General features: G+C 58.1%; 15 protein-coding genes and 4 pseudogenes. 8 read left to right on the plus strand and 11 right to left on the minus strand.

Going from position 1 to position 14,682, the window contains the following annotated elements; all coding sequences use genetic code 11:
* Window positions 1-2 precede the first annotated feature (2 nt).
* Together umuD and ACMGG9_RS14315 are read right to left on the minus strand one after the other, a co-directional pair.
* Window positions 3-437 (minus strand): translesion error-prone DNA polymerase V autoproteolytic subunit, encoded by a 435-nt coding sequence (gene umuD, locus ACMGG9_RS14310; RefSeq protein WP_414161498.1) that lies wholly within the window; start codon window positions 435-437, stop codon window positions 3-5.
* Between the two features lie 187 nt (window positions 438-624).
* A pseudogene (locus tag ACMGG9_RS14315) lies at window positions 625-804 on the minus strand (hypothetical protein); the annotation flags it as partial.
* A gap of 21 nt (window positions 805-825) precedes the next feature.
* Between ACMGG9_RS14315 and ACMGG9_RS14320 the strand changes: the two are divergent.
* Window positions 826-1,059 (plus strand): annotated as a pseudogene (locus ACMGG9_RS14320) (resolvase); the annotation flags it as partial.
* A gap of 58 nt (window positions 1,060-1,117) precedes the next feature.
* Here ACMGG9_RS14320 and ACMGG9_RS14325 read toward each other — a convergent pair.
* The 4 genes and pseudogenes from ACMGG9_RS14325 to ACMGG9_RS14340 form a co-directional block, all read right to left on the minus strand.
* A complete protein-coding gene (locus ACMGG9_RS14325; protein ID WP_126502249.1) occupies window positions 1,118-1,489 on the minus strand; it encodes a hypothetical protein in 372 nt (123 codons plus the stop codon).
* Between the two features lie 75 nt (window positions 1,490-1,564).
* Window positions 1,565-1,777 (minus strand): annotated as a pseudogene (locus tag ACMGG9_RS14330) (resolvase); the annotation flags it as partial.
* 174 nt (window positions 1,778-1,951) lie between these two features.
* Window positions 1,952-2,143: a hypothetical protein gene (locus tag ACMGG9_RS14335; RefSeq protein ID WP_261799280.1), complete on the minus strand. Its 192-nt coding sequence runs from the start codon at window positions 2,141-2,143 to the stop codon at window positions 1,952-1,954.
* A 14-nt stretch (window positions 2,144-2,157) separates the two neighbouring features.
* Window positions 2,158-2,349 (minus strand): annotated as a pseudogene (locus ACMGG9_RS14340) (DNA polymerase V); the annotation flags it as partial.
* Between the two features lie 295 nt (window positions 2,350-2,644).
* On the opposite strand from ACMGG9_RS14340, the gene fdhD reads away from it, so the two are divergent.
* Genes fdhD through ACMGG9_RS14355 form a run of 3 tightly spaced genes read left to right on the plus strand, consistent with a single transcriptional unit; the run spans window position 2,645 to window position 5,460 of the window.
* Entirely contained in the window at window positions 2,645-3,487 is an 843-nt protein-coding gene (gene fdhD / locus ACMGG9_RS14345; protein ID WP_033650829.1) for a formate dehydrogenase accessory sulfurtransferase FdhD, read from the plus strand.
* 58 nt (window positions 3,488-3,545) lie between these two features.
* Window positions 3,546-4,463, plus strand: coding sequence for a bestrophin family protein (locus ACMGG9_RS14350; RefSeq protein ID WP_033643582.1), 918 nt, complete (start codon window positions 3,546-3,548; stop codon window positions 4,461-4,463).
* A 34-nt stretch (window positions 4,464-4,497) separates the two neighbouring features.
* A complete protein-coding gene (locus ACMGG9_RS14355; protein ID WP_033643584.1) occupies window positions 4,498-5,460 on the plus strand; it encodes a Dyp-type peroxidase in 963 nt (320 codons plus the stop codon).
* 26 nt (window positions 5,461-5,486) lie between these two features.
* On the opposite strand, the gene arsC is transcribed toward ACMGG9_RS14355, so the two are convergent.
* The 3 genes from arsC to ACMGG9_RS14370 all read right to left on the minus strand — a co-directional run bounded on the left by arsC (window position 5,487) and on the right by ACMGG9_RS14370 (window position 7,618).
* Window positions 5,487-5,918: an arsenate reductase (glutaredoxin) gene (gene arsC, locus ACMGG9_RS14360; RefSeq protein WP_033650828.1), complete on the minus strand. Its 432-nt coding sequence runs from the start codon at window positions 5,916-5,918 to the stop codon at window positions 5,487-5,489.
* 14 nt (window positions 5,919-5,932) lie between these two features.
* Window positions 5,933-7,222 carry an arsenic transporter gene (locus ACMGG9_RS14365; protein ID WP_033650827.1) on the minus strand — a complete coding sequence of 430 codons (1,290 nt, stop codon included), beginning with the start codon at window positions 7,220-7,222 and terminating at the stop codon, window positions 5,933-5,935.
* A 69-nt stretch (window positions 7,223-7,291) separates the two neighbouring features.
* Window positions 7,292-7,618, minus strand: a complete 327-nt coding sequence (locus tag ACMGG9_RS14370; protein WP_033650826.1) for a metalloregulator ArsR/SmtB family transcription factor — start codon at window positions 7,616-7,618, stop codon at window positions 7,292-7,294.
* 150 nt (window positions 7,619-7,768) lie between these two features.
* Between ACMGG9_RS14370 and ACMGG9_RS14375 the strand changes: the two genes are divergently transcribed.
* The 4 genes from ACMGG9_RS14375 (at window position 7,769) to ACMGG9_RS14390 (ending at window position 10,738) form a co-directional block, all read left to right on the plus strand.
* Entirely contained in the window at window positions 7,769-8,878 is a 1,110-nt protein-coding gene (locus ACMGG9_RS14375; protein ID WP_414161499.1) for a YbdK family carboxylate-amine ligase, read from the plus strand.
* Window positions 8,879-8,973: 95 nt separating this feature from the next.
* Entirely contained in the window at window positions 8,974-9,153 is a 180-nt protein-coding gene (locus ACMGG9_RS14380) for a hypothetical protein (RefSeq protein ID WP_004935085.1), read from the plus strand.
* A 212-nt stretch (window positions 9,154-9,365) separates the two neighbouring features.
* Window positions 9,366-9,962, plus strand: a complete 597-nt coding sequence (locus ACMGG9_RS14385) for a hypothetical protein (RefSeq protein ID WP_414161500.1) — start codon at window positions 9,366-9,368, stop codon at window positions 9,960-9,962.
* A gap of 2 nt (window positions 9,963-9,964) precedes the next feature.
* A complete protein-coding gene (locus ACMGG9_RS14390) occupies window positions 9,965-10,738 on the plus strand; it encodes a DUF3307 domain-containing protein (protein WP_033650823.1) in 774 nt (257 codons plus the stop codon).
* A gap of 48 nt (window positions 10,739-10,786) precedes the next feature.
* Here the strand turns inward: ACMGG9_RS14390 and mgtA are convergent, their stop codons facing one another.
* Complete coding sequence (gene mgtA / locus ACMGG9_RS14395; RefSeq protein ID WP_033643589.1) at window positions 10,787-13,486, minus strand: magnesium-translocating P-type ATPase; 2,700 nt, start codon at window positions 13,484-13,486, stop codon at window positions 10,787-10,789.
* Window positions 13,487-13,729: 243 nt separating this feature from the next.
* Window positions 13,730-14,428, minus strand: a complete 699-nt coding sequence (locus tag ACMGG9_RS14400; protein WP_025303346.1) for an MgtC family protein — start codon at window positions 14,426-14,428, stop codon at window positions 13,730-13,732.
* Between the last annotated feature and the right edge of the window lie 254 nt (window positions 14,429-14,682).

Genomic DNA, 14,682 nt, shown 5'->3' on the forward strand with positions numbered 1-14,682 from the left:
GGTTACAGCGCCGCGTAGACGATAAAGGTCACCACGCCGAAGATCTCCAGCTGCGCTTCGTCGTCGAACACGATCGGCGCGTAGGCGGGATTCATCGGCAACAGCCGCACGTCGGGGTGGCGCTGCAGCTTTTTGACGGTGAATTCACCGTCCACCGCAGCGATCACGATATTGCCATGCTCCGGCGTCAGGGCGCTGTCGACAATCAGCAGATCGCCGTCCCGAATATTGCCGTCGATCATCGATTCGCCGCTGGCGCGCACGAAATAGGTGGCGTTGGGGTGCCGCACCAGCAGCTTGCCTATGTCCAGCCGGCCTTCGACATAGTCCTGCGCCGGGGAAGGAAAGCCGCAGGCCACGCGATCGGCAAACAGCGGTAACGTTAGGGGTTCACCTGGTGAAAAAGAATACAACCTTGAATTGCTCAGCATAATCATAACCAAACTGTATATTTATACAGTTAAGCATAAACAAAACGCGAACGCGTGCAACCCCCAATCCCCTGCGGATCGCGCTTTCCCGCGTAATATAATAATTTTCTGAGCGATTTTTCCTGCAGCTTTTGGCGTTCTTCACGTGTGTTTGCACACATGATATCCACCAAAACTGTGGATAATGCGGCACTCAGACCGTTGGCGTATCGATGGGCAGGATGAGTGAGGGATTGTCATTGCGAACGGCGCCGACGGCGGGCGATACCGGTTGCCAGACGAAATCCTCTGCCTGCAGGCTGTACACGTCAGCCTGCATTTGACCAGAGGGCGGGACTAAGCGGGTGTCGAGCCAGTCGCGCGCGGCCGTCGGTCTCTGCTGCGTACAGCGCCGCAAAGAACAGCGGCAGGCCTTGCCTCAGCAAGAGCCCACGGGAGGAACGGCGGACGGTCTTACAAAATGACGCCAATAAAATTGCGACTGGCAATGGCATCAATGGGACGGCCAGAGACGAAAGTCAGTACGTTATGCCAGGAGCTTGGGATAACCCGACAAACGCTGTACCGCCACATTTCCCCTGATGGTCCACTGCGAGCTGACGGTATAAAGCTGCTCAACCGGGGATAATTTTAGCGGACGGAAAAATCTGGGGTTCCGGCATAGAACCCCGAATAAGGAATAATCCTTAATTCATTTCAGGATTATTAATTCCATCTAAAACCTCTCGGCAATATTCTTTTTTATAGGCTTCATCATTACTTAATGACTTAACCAAAAAATCAGCATTTTTCCAACCATTATCCCAATGCGTATCGAATCCTGACTGTTCATACTTTAATGTTCTAGTTAATGAGTCTTTTATTTGTTTTTTATATTTATCAATTTTCTCATTGGTTGCCCCACAAACATCATGTGCAACACGAGCATTTGAGCCAGAAAAACCTATTGCTGAAATTGCCATCGCTTCATTTGATTTGTCGAAATCATTCGCATATGCCACAGCATTAGATAAAGCGAATATGACAAGAGCAGGTATGATTTTTTTGTATGAAATCATCTTTCACCTCTAACTCATTGATTGTTCATGGGGTCAGTTTGGATATCGAAAATTATTGTACATTAAGGCTGCTTTTTAATCAGTCTCAACTTCTTTATAGAAGGCCTGAATACGACAAACTTGGGAAGTACTGTAGCCTGTCGCGTCTGCTGTTTCTCGGATGCTCAGTTTCTTAATCTGTCGGTATTACAGGACTTTCTGATGTCGTTCCTGATCTGCCTGCTTTCCCCGGTATCTACCCAACGTATGCGCCCGTTCAATTCCCTGCTTTTGCCGTTGGCGGCGACTTGATCGTTCCGTCCGCGCGCCACAGCAGCAGGCAGGGGGCCGCAGGTTCGGCCAGCACAATCAGCATCCGTCGCTACAGCGGCGACGGCCGGCGGACGTTAACCGTTGCCACGATGTCACTCCTCTCTCTTATAGATGAGGACATGCAGGTGCAGCCGGTCGGCATCAACACGTTCATCCATTATTTATTGTGCCCGGATAGCCCTGCAGCGCCAGACCGTACCAGAAACTCAGAATGACAGAAGCCTTACCCAACTCTAGGGTGTAACCCATCCCGCCCTGGTTCAGATTGCATTTTTTAATCGCATCTTCTGCTTCCCGGATCAGCTGCGCATAGCTGAGTGAAAAATTCAGTGCCTGATCCATCCTGCTCGCTCCATCTCACCGCTGGCGCGCACGAAGTAGGTGGCGTTGGGGTGCCGCACCAGCAGTTTGCCGATATCCAGCCGGCTCTCGACATAGTCCTGCGCCGGGGAGGGAAAACCGCAGGCCACGCGATCGGCAAACAGCGGTAATGTCAGGGGCTCGACTGGTGAAAAAGCATACAACCTTAAAGTACTCAGCATAATCATAACCAAACTGTATATTTATACAGTAATGCATAAACAAAACGCGAACGCGTGCAACCCCCTATCCCCCTGCGGATCGCGCTTTGCCGCGTAATATAATAATTTTCTGAGCGATTTTTTTTTACGCCTGCTAACGGTTTCACGCTGCCTTGCACACACGTTATCCACTAAAACTGTGGATAACCTGCAGGGCGTGATTCCCTACGCGAGCGGGATCAGAATCCTGTATAATGTCCACACCTGCTCAATAAGCATTCATCCCCGTCGGCGCCTCGTCACCGACGGTCACGAGAACGTTATGAACAAGCACCTACTCCTCGCAGAAACCGACGACATCGAACAGGCCTGCCTGTCTCGCCATGCGGTCTGGCAGCGCACCGATCTGGCTCAGGCGCAGCAGGATTGGCTGGCGGAAGAAGTGCCGGTCGCCCTGGTGTACAACGGCATTTCCCACGTGGTGATGATGGCGACGCCGAAAGATCTGGCGGCCTTCGCCATCGGTTTTTCGCTGTCCGAAGGCATCATCACCTCTCCCGACGATATCTACGACATCCGTCAACAACCGGCCTGCAACGGCATTGAAGTGCATGTAGAGCTCTCGAGCCGCCGCTTTATGCAGCTGAAAGAGAAGCGCCGCAGCCTGGCCGGCCGCACCGGCTGCGGCGTCTGCGGGGTCGAGCAGCTGCAGGAGGTTGCTCAGCCCATCGCACCGCTGCCCTTCACCCAACGTTTCGATTTGGCCCAACTCGACCGGGCGTTGGCTCAACTGCAGGAAGTGCAAACGGTGGGAAAACTGACCGGCTGCACCCATGCGGCGGCCTGGATCCAGCCGGACGGCGCACTCAGCGGCGGATGTGAAGACGTCGGCCGCCATGTGGCGCTCGACAAACTGCTGGGTTACCGCAGCCAACAGGCCTGGTCGCAAGGGGCGGCGCTGGTCTCGAGCCGCGCAAGCTATGAAATGGTGCAAAAGTCCGCCATGTGCGGCGTCGAGATCCTGTTCGCCGTCTCCGCCGCCACCCGTCTGGCGGTGGAAGTGGCCGAGCGCAGCAACCTGACGCTGGTGGGCTTCAGCAAACCGGGGCGCGCCACCGTCTATACGCACCCGCAACGGCTCTGGCAATCGACAACGGCGGCATAGCGCCGCCGGATAAGAATCGACTATTCTCAATAGCAGGACACCAGGAAGCACCCACGTTATGATAATTCGCCCGCACCAGAACTGGTTTTTTCGCCTGTTCGCCTGGCACGGTTCCGTGCTGTCAAAAATTACCTTTCGCCTGTCGCTGAACGTGCTGATGTCGATAGTGGCGGTGATCAGCTACCAATGGTACGAACAGCTCGGCGTGCATTTGACCATTGCGCCGTTCAGCCTGTTGGGCATCGCCATCGCCATTTTTCTCGGCTTTCGCAATAACGCCGGCTACAGCCGCTTTGTCGAAGCGCGCAACCTGTGGGGCTCGCTGCTGATTACCGAACGCACCCTGCTGCGCCAGATCAAAAGCCTGCTGCCGGACGAACCGGCGGTGCAGCAAAAGGTCGCCAAGCTGCTGATCGCCTTTAGCTGGAGCCTGAAGCATCAGCTGCGCGGCACCGACCCCACCGCCGATCTGTACCACAATCTCACCGGCAACGAGCTGGCCGAGGTGATCGCCAGCCCGATGCCGACCAACCGCATCCTGCTGATGCTGGGCCAGGAAATCGGCAAATTGCGCCGTCAGGGCTTGCTGAGCGACATCACCTTCGGGCTGATCGACGATAAGCTGAGCGAACTGTCTCACACCCTCGGCGGCTGCGAACGGCTCGCCAGCACCCCGGTGCCGTTCGCCTATACCCTGATCCTGCAGCGCACCGTTTACCTGTTCTGCAGCCTGTTGCCTTTTGCCCTGGTGACCGATCTGCATTACATGACACCGTTTGTTTCGGTGTTCATTTCCTATACCTTCTTATCCTGGGACTCACTGGCCGAAGAGCTGGAGGATCCGTTCGGCGTGTCGGCCAACCATCTGCCGTTAAACGCCATTTGCAACACCATCGAGCGCAACCTGCTGGAAATGAACGACCAAAGCCCGCTGCCACCGCCGATGAAACCCGACGAGCACTTTAATTTGATCTGATCTATTTCACCCGAACACACTGGAGCCGAATGCAATGAATGCAAATAATACCCCGCCGCAAGCCGTATTCACGCCGGTCACGCGCCATGCCATTTTCATCGTCGCCACCCTGTCGCCCGTTCCCGCCCATCTGGCGGCGGTGCGCGCCTGGTGCGGCGATATCGCCGCCGTGGTACGTTCGGTCGGCAAACGCGCGCCGGCGGGCAATCTCACCTGCGTCTGCGGCTTCGGCTCCGAGGCCTGGGATACGCTGTTCGGCGCGCCGCGCCCTCGCCAGCTGCATCCGTTCAGCCCGATCGGCAGCGGGGAGCGCGTTGCGGTCGCCACGCCTGGCGACATCCTGCTGCACATCCGCGCCGATGAAATGGATCTGTGTTTTGAACTGGCCTCTCAGTTGACCGCCAAGCTCGGCGACGCCGTGACGGTGATCGAGGAGGTGCACGGCTTCCGTTATTTCGATCAGCGCGCCATGATCGGCTTCGTCGACGGTACGGAGAACCCGGAGGGGCACGAAGCCTTCGACTACACGGTGATCGGCGACGAAGACGCGGCGTTCAGCGGCGGCAGCTATGTGCTGGTGCAGAAATACCTGCACGACATGCAGGGCTGGAATTCGCTCAGCGTGGAAACGCAGGAGAAGATCATCGGCCGCCATAAACAGTCCAACATCGAGCTGGATGAAGCGGTCAAACCGTCGTCGTCGCACAGTTCGTTGACCACCATCACCGACGAGCAAGGCAACGAGGTGAAAATTCTGCGCGACAACATGCCGTTCGGCCGCCCCGGCCTGCGCGAGTTCGGCACCTACTTTATCGGCTATGCGCGCTCCCCGCAGCCGATCGAGCAGATGCTGGAAAACATGTTTATCGGCCGCCCGGCCGGCAACTACGATCGGCTGCTCGATTTTAGCCACGCGGTGACCGGCACCCTGTTCTTCGTGCCTTCTGCCCCGCTGCTGGAAGCGCTGGCCGATCGCAGCGGCGCCGAACTGCACTGATTGGATGAAATGCGGGGCCGCAGCGATTAGCCGTTGGTTATCCTGTGGCCCTGCGCATCAATCACCGGCTCCCCGTCCTCTTTGCTGAAGGCGCCGCGCTGCGGATCCGGCAGAATCTCCAACACCACCTCCGACGGACGGCACAAACGCGTGCCGAGCGGGGTCACCACAATGGGGCGGTTGATCAGGATCGGCTGTTGCAGCATGAAATCGATCAGTTGATCATCGCGCCAGCCGGCTTCGTCCAGCTTCAGCTCGGCGTAAGGCTCGATGTTTTTGCGCAGCAACGCGCGCGGCGTCATGCCCATTTCGTCCAGCAACGCAATCAATCGTTCGCGGCTTGGCGGCGTTTCCAGATACAAAACCACCTCTGGCTCAACGCCGCTGTTGCGGATCAACGCCAACGTATTGCGCGACGTGCCGCAGGCCGGGTTATGGTAAATCTTGATGTCGCTCATGACGGTTTCTCCGGTCAGGGCAAAACGGACAACCGCAATGCCAGCGCGGCCAGGGTGACAAACAAAATCGGTAACGTCATCACCAGCCCCACGCGGAAATAATAGCCCCAGGTAATGACGATGTTCTTTTGTGCCAACACATGCAGCCACAGTAACGTCGCCAGGCTGCCAATCGGGGTAATTTTGGGGCCGAGATCGCTGCCGATAACGTTAGCGTAAATCATCGCCTGTTTGATGACGCCTTCCGCACTGCTGCCGTCGATAGACAACGCCCCCACCAATACCGTCGGCATGTTATTCATGATGGAAGAGAGAAATGCGCTCAGGAAACCGGTGCCAAACGTCGCCGCCCACAGCCCCTGCCGTGCCAACGCGTCCAGCACACCGGAAAGCCAATCGGTCAAACCGGCGTTGCGCAACCCGTAGATCACCAGATACATGCCCAGTGAGAAAATGACGATCTGCCAGGGCGCCCCGCGCAACACTTTACCGGTATCGATCGCTCGCCCGCGTTTCGCCACCGCCAGCAAAACCAGGGCGCCGCAAGCGGCGACCAAACTGACGGGCACGCCGAGCGGCTCCAGGGCGAAAAAACCCATCAACAACAGCGCCAATACGGCCCAGCCGGTCCGAAACGTCGCGCGATCGCGAATCGCTTCCCGTGGCACCGGTAAACGCGTCAATGCGTAGCGCTGCGGAATATCCTTGCGGAAGAACAGATGCAACATCACCAGCGTCGCCGCGACGGCGGCAAGGTTGACCGGCACCATCACCGCCGCATACTCCGTAAAGCCCAGCCGGAAGAAATCCGCTGAAACGATATTTACCAGGTTGGACACCACCAGCGGCAGGCTGGCAGTATCGGCGATAAAGCCCGCCGCCATGACGAAAGCCAGCACGGCAGCAGGACGAAAACCGAGCGCCGACAGCATGGCGATCACGATCGGCGTCAGAATCAACGCGGCGCCGTCGTTCGCGAACAACGCTGCCACTACAGCCCCTAGCAGCAACATGTAGGTAAACAGCCATCGACCTTTGCCGTTGCCCCAACGTGCGACATGCAAGGCGGTCCAGGTGAAGAAGCCGCTTTCATCCAGCAGCAGGCTAATGATGATAACGGCGATGAAGGTCGCGGTCGCATTCCAGACTATCTGCCACACCACGGGAATATCACCGACGTGCACCACGCCGCTCACTAATGCCAATCCCGCCCCGATCGACGCACTCCAACCGATGCCCAGCCCTTTCGGTTGCCAAATCACCAAAATCAACGTCAGAATAAAGATTGTCCCCGCCACTATCATCGCCGCCTCGCTGCTTCTTCAAGTTTACATATATGTTTTTTCGAATATATTAGGGCAAATTTTTTATCGTTACGGGCAACCTTTCGCCGCGCGTTGCGCCAATTCCATCATCTGTTCTGATCGGCACTGATAAGCCTGCTCAATAATAGCCGCCGCCCAGGCCGGCATATGCGGCGACAGGCGATAATGTATCCACTTGCCATCGCGCCGATCGAGCAACAGCCCGCTTTCACGCAGCATCGCCAGATGTCTTGATATTTTTGGCTGCGGCAGCGCCAGTGCGCCCGACAGCTCGCACACGCACAGCTCGCCGGCGTGGCGCAGCACCAGCACCAGCGTCAGACGCGTCTCATCCGACAAGTTTTTAAACAGCTTCAGCGGCGTCAATGACGTCATGTCGCACTCCCGTTAACCTTTATCTGCTCCACAAATCGCTCGTGAAAATATCACCTTCATATTCGAAAAAGCAAATATAAAACGCAAGGCGTTATCCCCAGCCCAACAACTTATACTTATCTTACGCTGTTTTTATGGGAAGGAGGCGCCATGCCGCTCACATTCAAACCGTCGGAAAGACTCTCCATCGGCACCGAAATAGAGCTGCAGCTGGTCGATGACGAGCACTACGATCTTACGGATCGGGCTGACCGGGTGGTCAGCGCGGTCGGCGACCGCCGACGCGTCAAACATGAGCTCACCAAGTCGATGGTGGAACTGAACAGCTCGGTGCACCGCGATCTCGATGCGCTGCACGCCGAGCTGCGCGCCCTGACCGATTCCGTCCGGCGCAGCGCACGGCGCCTGGGCTGTGACGTCTGCGGCGGCGGCCGCCACCTGAGCAACGACTGGCGCAAGCAGGTCATCAGCGACAACGCGCGCTACAGGCAGCTGGCCAGCCGCTTTGGCTATCTCTCCAAGCTGGCCTGCGTATTCGGCCAACACATCCACCTCGGCGTCAACGACGGAGACGAGGCGATGTACCTGTGCCATGCGCTGACGCCCTATTTTCCGCAGCTGATCGCGCTCAGCGCTTCGTCACCGCTGTACCAGGGCGTCGATACGCACTTTGCCAGCTCCCGTTTCAGCGCACAGAATTCTTTCCCCAATTACGGGTGCCTGGAACACATCTACAGCTGGCGCGAATTCAACGCCTACTATGACCGGCTGCATGCCGCCGGCGTCATCGACAGCGTCAAGGATATTTACTGGGATGCGCGGCCGAAACCGGAGCTGGGCACGGTAGAGATCCGCATCTGCGATACGCCGCTGCGCCTCGCGCACGCCACGCTGCTGGTCGGCTACTGCCGTCTGCTGGCCGATTTTCTGTTGCAACACCGCACGCCGATCGCGCCGGAGTACGATGCCTTCACCAACTACAACAAGATCAACGCCTATCGCAGCGGTTTCGCCGCCGAATACGTCGATCCCGCCACTCTGCGCCGCTGCAGCCTGACCGCACATATCCTGCACACCCTCGACTCGCTGAGCGGCTTCGCCGAGCGGCAGGAGGATCGGGCCGTGCTGCAGGCGGTCGAGCGCCATGTGCGCCGGGGCATCAGCGATTCGGAGCATATCCGCCAGATGTTGTACAACGGCCTGCCGCAAACCCAGGTCATCAAACGCCTGTGCGATGAGCTGTTGCAACCGGCAAGTTAAGTTTCGGCTATCGATTCCATACGCCAAAGCGGCTGTTCATTATGTGCTCTTTCGCTACAATCGTGAGCACTGACATTCACCGTATCGAGGACACTATGTACAATTTCTCCCGCTATCAGGCAAAAGAACTGGCGCTGGCTTACATGAGCGGCAAAAAGCACGATCTGTCGCCGCAGGAGTTTTTGCAGCAGCTGAAAAGCAGCGAAAGATCGTTTGAGCACCTGCTGAAACACGGCAGTGAAATGCCACGTGACGTGCTGGTAAAAAGCTTCTGAACGGCCGGTCGCCGGCCTCTTTCCGTCTACGCCGCCGGTGGCGGGCCTGACAGGTCCGCGCATTCCCGGCCGTCTCTCTCCCTTTCTCTTCGCCCCCGGCGTTTCGCCTCCACCGATCAAAACCCGGAAATTCGCCTTTAGAGACGAATTATTGACATATTCGTATTCAGGTGCGAATTTATAATCATCCCCCATCCACAACGGATCACGCCATGCCGACGCCAATCAGCGTAATCAGCGGCGATCTGGTCGATTCTCGCCGGTCAGACACCGTCAACTACCTCAACGGGCTGCACAGCCTGCTCGATCGGCTGCAGCGCGACGGGCGGCTGCGCCAGGTGGAAATCTTTCGCGGCGATGCCTTCCAGGCGCAGGCCGCGCCGGAGGACGGGCTGTTGCTGGCGGTGTATGTTCGCACTGCGCTTCGGGCGATGGGCGCCGCGCACTGGGATGCGCGCATCGCCGTCGGGCTGGGTAGCCAACGGCCCGACGCCGCCGGTTACGGCAGCGCCTTTATCAACTCCGGCAGCGCGCTGGACGCCATGACGAAAAATTGCCGCCTGGCTCTGAAAACCGACAACGATCGGACAAACGCCATTGTCAGCGATCTGCTGCCGATGTTAGATCATGTCATTGGCCGCTTGTCGCAGACCGAAGCGCGCATCGTCCAGGAGAGAATGTTCGCCGACAGCGGCGCGGCCGTAGCCGAGCAGCTGCAAAAAGCCGCTTCCACGGTCTCCGCCACGCTCAAACGCGCGGCCTATGAGGAGATCATGCGGTTTATTCACGCCATTAACAGGATCGTCTGACTATGGATCTGACCTATGCGCCTTTACTGGCCTGGCTGTTGATCGTCCATCTGCTGGCGGATTTTCCACTGCAGCCGCTGAGTTGGGTGGAAGATAAAATCCAACATCGCGCGCGTTCGCGTTTTCTGCTGTTGCACGCGTTGCTGCATGGGGTGCTGGCCGCCTGGGTGGTGGCCGGTTTCGGCCTGCTGCACGGCGGACTGTCTTCACTGCAGGTGCTGGTCAGCCTGCTGGTTATCGCCGTCAGCCACTACCTGATCGATTTGCTGAAAGTCACCGCCATGATCCGCCTGAGCCCGGCCCGCAGCTTTCTGCTCGATCAGGGATTGCATCTGGCGGTGATCGCCTTGCTGTGGCTGGGGCTGACGCCGAATGCCGGTGAACTGCTCGCGGCGTTGGGACGGCAATTGGGGAGTTGGCAAACCGGCCTGGTGCTGGTGGCCTACAGCCTGATTTATCTGCCGATGAGCCTGCTGATTGGGCAACTGCTGGCGCGCTGGACGCCGCAAATGCCGCCTTCGGCCAAGGCCGACAACGATTCGCTGCTGCGCGCGGGCAAACAGATTGGCTATCTGGAAAGAACGCTGATCCTGACCTTTGTGCTGCTGGGGCAAATTCCGGCGATCGGTTTTTTGCTGGCGGCCAAATCTATCTTCCGTTTCGGCGATCTGCGCCAAAGTGACGATAAGATGCGTACCGAGTATGTGCTGCTCGGCACGCTGTTTTCCTTCACGCTGACCATCATGCTCGGCCTGCTGGTCAACAAACTGCTGTAGCGGTGCGGGGGCGAAGAATTTCGCCCCCGAAGTGAACGCCGAGGCGGCTTAGAGCCACTCGCCGAAGCGGCGGATATAGAAACGCTTCATCAACTGTGCGACCACGCAGTAGCTGACCAGCGTAGCGGCCAACCACGGGAAGTATTCCCACGGCAGCGGCTGCAAGCCAACCAGGGCGCCGAGCGGCGAGAACGGAATGTAGATGCCGAGCGCCATCACCAACCCGGTGGTCAGCAAGACCGGCAGCGCCGCCGTGCTCTGAATGAACGGGATCTTCTGGGTGCGCAACATATGCACCACCAGCGTTTGCGACAACAGCCCCTCAATGAACCAGCCGGACTGGAACAGCGCCTGGTGTTCCACGCTGTTGGCGGCGAACACGTACCACATCAGCGCATACGTCGTGATATCGAAGATTGACGAGGTCGGCCCAATCCACAGCATAAAGCGCCCGATGTTTTTGGAGTCCCACTTGCGCGGTTTGCGCAGAAACTCTTTGTCCATCTTGTCCCACGGCAGCGACAGCTGAGAAATGTCGTACATCAGGTTCTGAATCAACAGGTGGATCGCCAGCATCGGCAGGAACGGGATGAAGGCGCTGGCCACCAGCACCGAGAACACGTTGCCGAAGTTGGAGCTGGCGGTCATGTTCAAGTACTTGATGATATTGCCGAAGGTCTCGCGCCCTTTGATTACCCCCTCTTCCAGCACCATCAGGTTCTTTTCCAACAGGATGATGTCCGCCGACTCCTTGGCGATATCGGTACCGGTGTCGACCGAGATGCCGACGTCGGCGTCGCGCAGCGCCGGCGCATCGTTGATGCCGTCGCCGAGGAAACCGACGGTATGGCCGTTGGCCTGCAGCATTTTCAGCACCCGCGATTTTTGCAGCGGCGTCAGCTTGGTGAAGACCGTGCGCTGTTCCACTTCGCGCGCCAGTTCTTCGTCATCCATCTGTTCAATCCGCAGCCCGGAGAGCGGCTCGCCCGGCTCCAGCCCGACGTCGCGGCAAATCTTGCAGGTGATCACCGGGTTGTCGCCGGTCAGCACCTTCACCGTCACGCCATTTTCCTGCAGCGCGGCGATCGCCTGCTGAGCGCTCTCCTTCGGCGGATCGAGGAAGGTCAGCAGCCCTTGCACCACCATATCGCGCTCGTCGGCCACGCTCAGCGGTTCGGCCGGGCGCTGCGCATCCAGCTCGCGCGTCGCCAGCACCAGCACGCGGAAACCGTCTTCGTTATATTCGCGGGCCAGCGCCTGCAACGCCGCACGGCGCGCGTCGTCCAGCACCAGCGTCTGATCGCCTTCGCGCACGTGGGTGGCGATCTCCAGCATCTCCTCCACCGCGCCCTTACAGATCAGCTGCTGGCGGCCATTCTCATCCGCCACCACGATCGACAAACGGCGGCGTACGAAATCGAACGGCAGCTCATCCACCTTGCTGAAACGCCCCAGGGCTTCAATCCCCGGTTTGCCGCGGCCAAAGCGGATCACCGCCTGATCCATCAGGTTCTTCATGCCGCTCTGATGGAAGCTGTTCAACCAGGCCAGGTGCAGCACCTCGTTATCTCTGGCGCCGTTGACGTCGATGTGGTGCTCGAGAATGATGCGGTCCTGGGTCAGCGTGCCGGTCTTGTCGGTGCAAAGCACGTCCATGGCGCCAAAGTTCTGAATGGCGTTCAAACGCTTCACCACCACCTTGCGACGCGACATGGCGATCGCCCCTTTCGCCAGGTTGGAGCTGACGATCATCGGCAGCATTTCCGGCGTCAGGCCGACCGCCACCGCCAGCGCGAACAGCGCCGCTTCGCTCCAGTCGCCTTTGGTGAAGCCGTTGATCAGCAACACCACCGGCACCATCACCAGCATGAAGCGAATCAACAGCCAGCTGACGCTGTTCACCCCGCGATCGAACGCAGTCTGCGCCCGTGTCCCGACGATCGACTTGGCCAACGAGCCGAAGTAGGTGCGCCCGCCGGTCGCCACCACCACCGCCGTAGCGGTACCGCTGGCGACGTTGGTGCCCATCAGACAGATGTTGGAGAGCTCAAGCAGCGCGTTCTCGCTGGACACTTCCCCTTCGCTCGACTTCTGCGCCACGTTGCCCATCGCATCGTATTTCTCGATAGGGATCGCCTCGCCGGTCAAAATCGCCTGGCTGATGAACAGATCGCGCGAGGCGATAAGACGCACGTCGGCCGGCACCATGTCACCGGCGGAGAGCTGGATGATATCCCCCGGCACCAGTTCGCGGATCGGCACTTCCAGCGTCAGCGGATGCGCGCTGTAGCTGCTGCGGCGCAGCACCGTGGCGGTAGTGCGCACCATCGATTTCAGCGCTTCCGCCGCTTTGTTGGTGCGGTATTCCTGCCAGAAACGCAGCAGCCCGCTCAGCGTGACCATGGTCAGGATGATAATGACGCCGGTGAGTTCAGTTTCTTCACCGCTCTGGAGCGGCAGCCAATAATCGGTAAAGAAACTGATCGCAGCCAGCACCATAAGCACGAAGATAAACGGGTTGTTGAAGGCCTTGATCAGCTGGATCAGGGCATGCGGTGCCTTGTCATGGGCGACCTGGTTGGCGCCGAACTGCTCCAGCCGCTCATCGGCGTCGTCCTGGGTCAAGCCGTTGCGGTTGCACTTCAGGTTCGCCAGCGTTTGAGCGATGCTGTTGGTGGCCTCTTGCGCAATGGCGTAGGTCACCGCGTCTTTATCACGGCGACGCGTTCTTTCATTAATCTGAGTCATAACGCTATTCTCTTATTTTAGTTCTGCGCACAGCGAAGCCCCGCCCGATAAACAGGTGACTATGCGCAGCTTGGAATTTTTTATTAGCGTGACTAAATGGCGGAATTATCCTGTCAGCCACGCTGGAATCATTTTCCTTCCGGGGTCATCGTCCATAACGCCTCCTTAATGTTCAGCGTTATTCAAGGCGTGCATGAATAAACCTGAACATATAATCAAGTTAATCAATATTTATATCATTAATCAGACCGGTAATTCGGACGCGACGCGCCAGCGAACGGCGCTCACGCTTTTTTCCAGACTGACGCGGCAGACAATACCTTCGATTTCTTTTTGCGCGGCCGGCGTAGCGGTAATTTCCGCGCACACTTCCAATTGCCCCGGGCTCGAAATATCGGCGCTGCGCAAGGATTGCAGCCGCAAGGCGACGCCGTTCAGCGCCTGCAGGATCAGGGTGCGCACCAGAATTTCGTCCTGCTCGCCGCAGGTCACCTGAATGCGATAGCACAGTTCCAGATCGGTCGCCTGCTGATGCGGCTGCAGATTGATGCGCTGCGCGGCTTCGCGCAGCAGGATATTGGCGCACAGGATCACCAGCGTAGCGACCACCGCATCCCAATGCTGGCCCAGGCCGCACAGTACGCCGATCCCCGCCGAACACCACAGCGTGGCGGCGGTATTGAGGCCGCGAATATTAAGCCCTTCACGCATGATCACGCCGGCGCCGAGGAAGCCGATACCGGATACGATCTGCGCCGCCACGCGGCCGGCGCTGGCCGGATCTGTGGACATGGAGCTGAGAATAAAGACCGCCGCGCCGGTCGCCACCAGCGCATTGGTGCGCAGGCCGGCCATGCGTTGGCGCCACTGGCGTTCGGCGCCAATGACCGCGCCCAGGCACATCGCCAGCAATAAATTCAAAACGAAAGGAGTCATAGCCATGACTGTCCCCTTAATTAACCGCAGGAGATAAAATCATGTGCTGTTTAGCACACGCGAAATCGCGCTGAAAATAAATCAGCGAATCAGCGTGCTGTGCCTGGAGGGAAAAGGCTGTGGCTGCAGAATACCATAATAACGTCCAACTCAATTCACCTGAAACCGTCAGGCATCAGGAAACGTTTCTTATTCGGGTATGCACAGCTCAGAAATAACTTGAGAGGGGTGCTGCCCGCCGATAACGGCAAGCAACAAAT

Origin of the sequence: Serratia sp. BNK-10, assembly GCF_047456065.1 — a bacterium.
GTDB classification, from domain to species: Bacteria; Pseudomonadota; Gammaproteobacteria; order Enterobacterales; family Enterobacteriaceae; genus Serratia; species Serratia ureilytica.

What these genes read in the sequence shown, in the direction of transcription:
- umuD (WP_414161498.1), bottom strand. Translation starts at nt 437, where the DNA reads ATGATTATGCTGAGCAATTCAAGGTTGTATTCTTTTTCACCAGGTGAA.
- ACMGG9_RS14325 (WP_126502249.1), bottom strand. Translation starts at nt 1,489, where the DNA reads ATGATTTCATACAAAAAAATCATACCTGCTCTTGTCATATTCGCTTTA.
- ACMGG9_RS14335 (WP_261799280.1), bottom strand. Translation starts at nt 2,143, where the DNA reads ATGGATCAGGCACTGAATTTTTCACTCAGCTATGCGCAGCTGATCCGG.
- fdhD (WP_033650829.1), top strand. Translation starts at nt 2,645, where the DNA reads ATGAACAAGCACCTACTCCTCGCAGAAACCGACGACATCGAACAGGCC.
- ACMGG9_RS14350 (WP_033643582.1), top strand. Translation starts at nt 3,546, where the DNA reads ATGATAATTCGCCCGCACCAGAACTGGTTTTTTCGCCTGTTCGCCTGG.
- ACMGG9_RS14355 (WP_033643584.1), top strand. Translation starts at nt 4,498, where the DNA reads ATGAATGCAAATAATACCCCGCCGCAAGCCGTATTCACGCCGGTCACG.
- arsC (WP_033650828.1), bottom strand. Translation starts at nt 5,918, where the DNA reads ATGAGCGACATCAAGATTTACCATAACCCGGCCTGCGGCACGTCGCGC.
- ACMGG9_RS14365 (WP_033650827.1), bottom strand. Translation starts at nt 7,222, where the DNA reads ATGATAGTGGCGGGGACAATCTTTATTCTGACGTTGATTTTGGTGATT.
- ACMGG9_RS14370 (WP_033650826.1), bottom strand. Translation starts at nt 7,618, where the DNA reads ATGACGTCATTGACGCCGCTGAAGCTGTTTAAAAACTTGTCGGATGAG.
- ACMGG9_RS14375 (WP_414161499.1), top strand. Translation starts at nt 7,769, where the DNA reads ATGCCGCTCACATTCAAACCGTCGGAAAGACTCTCCATCGGCACCGAA.
- ACMGG9_RS14380 (WP_004935085.1), top strand. Translation starts at nt 8,974, where the DNA reads ATGTACAATTTCTCCCGCTATCAGGCAAAAGAACTGGCGCTGGCTTAC.
- ACMGG9_RS14385 (WP_414161500.1), top strand. Translation starts at nt 9,366, where the DNA reads ATGCCGACGCCAATCAGCGTAATCAGCGGCGATCTGGTCGATTCTCGC.
- ACMGG9_RS14390 (WP_033650823.1), top strand. Translation starts at nt 9,965, where the DNA reads ATGGATCTGACCTATGCGCCTTTACTGGCCTGGCTGTTGATCGTCCAT.
- mgtA (WP_033643589.1), bottom strand. Translation starts at nt 13,486, where the DNA reads ATGACTCAGATTAATGAAAGAACGCGTCGCCGTGATAAAGACGCGGTG.
- ACMGG9_RS14400 (WP_025303346.1), bottom strand. Translation starts at nt 14,428, where the DNA reads ATGGCTATGACTCCTTTCGTTTTGAATTTATTGCTGGCGATGTGCCTG.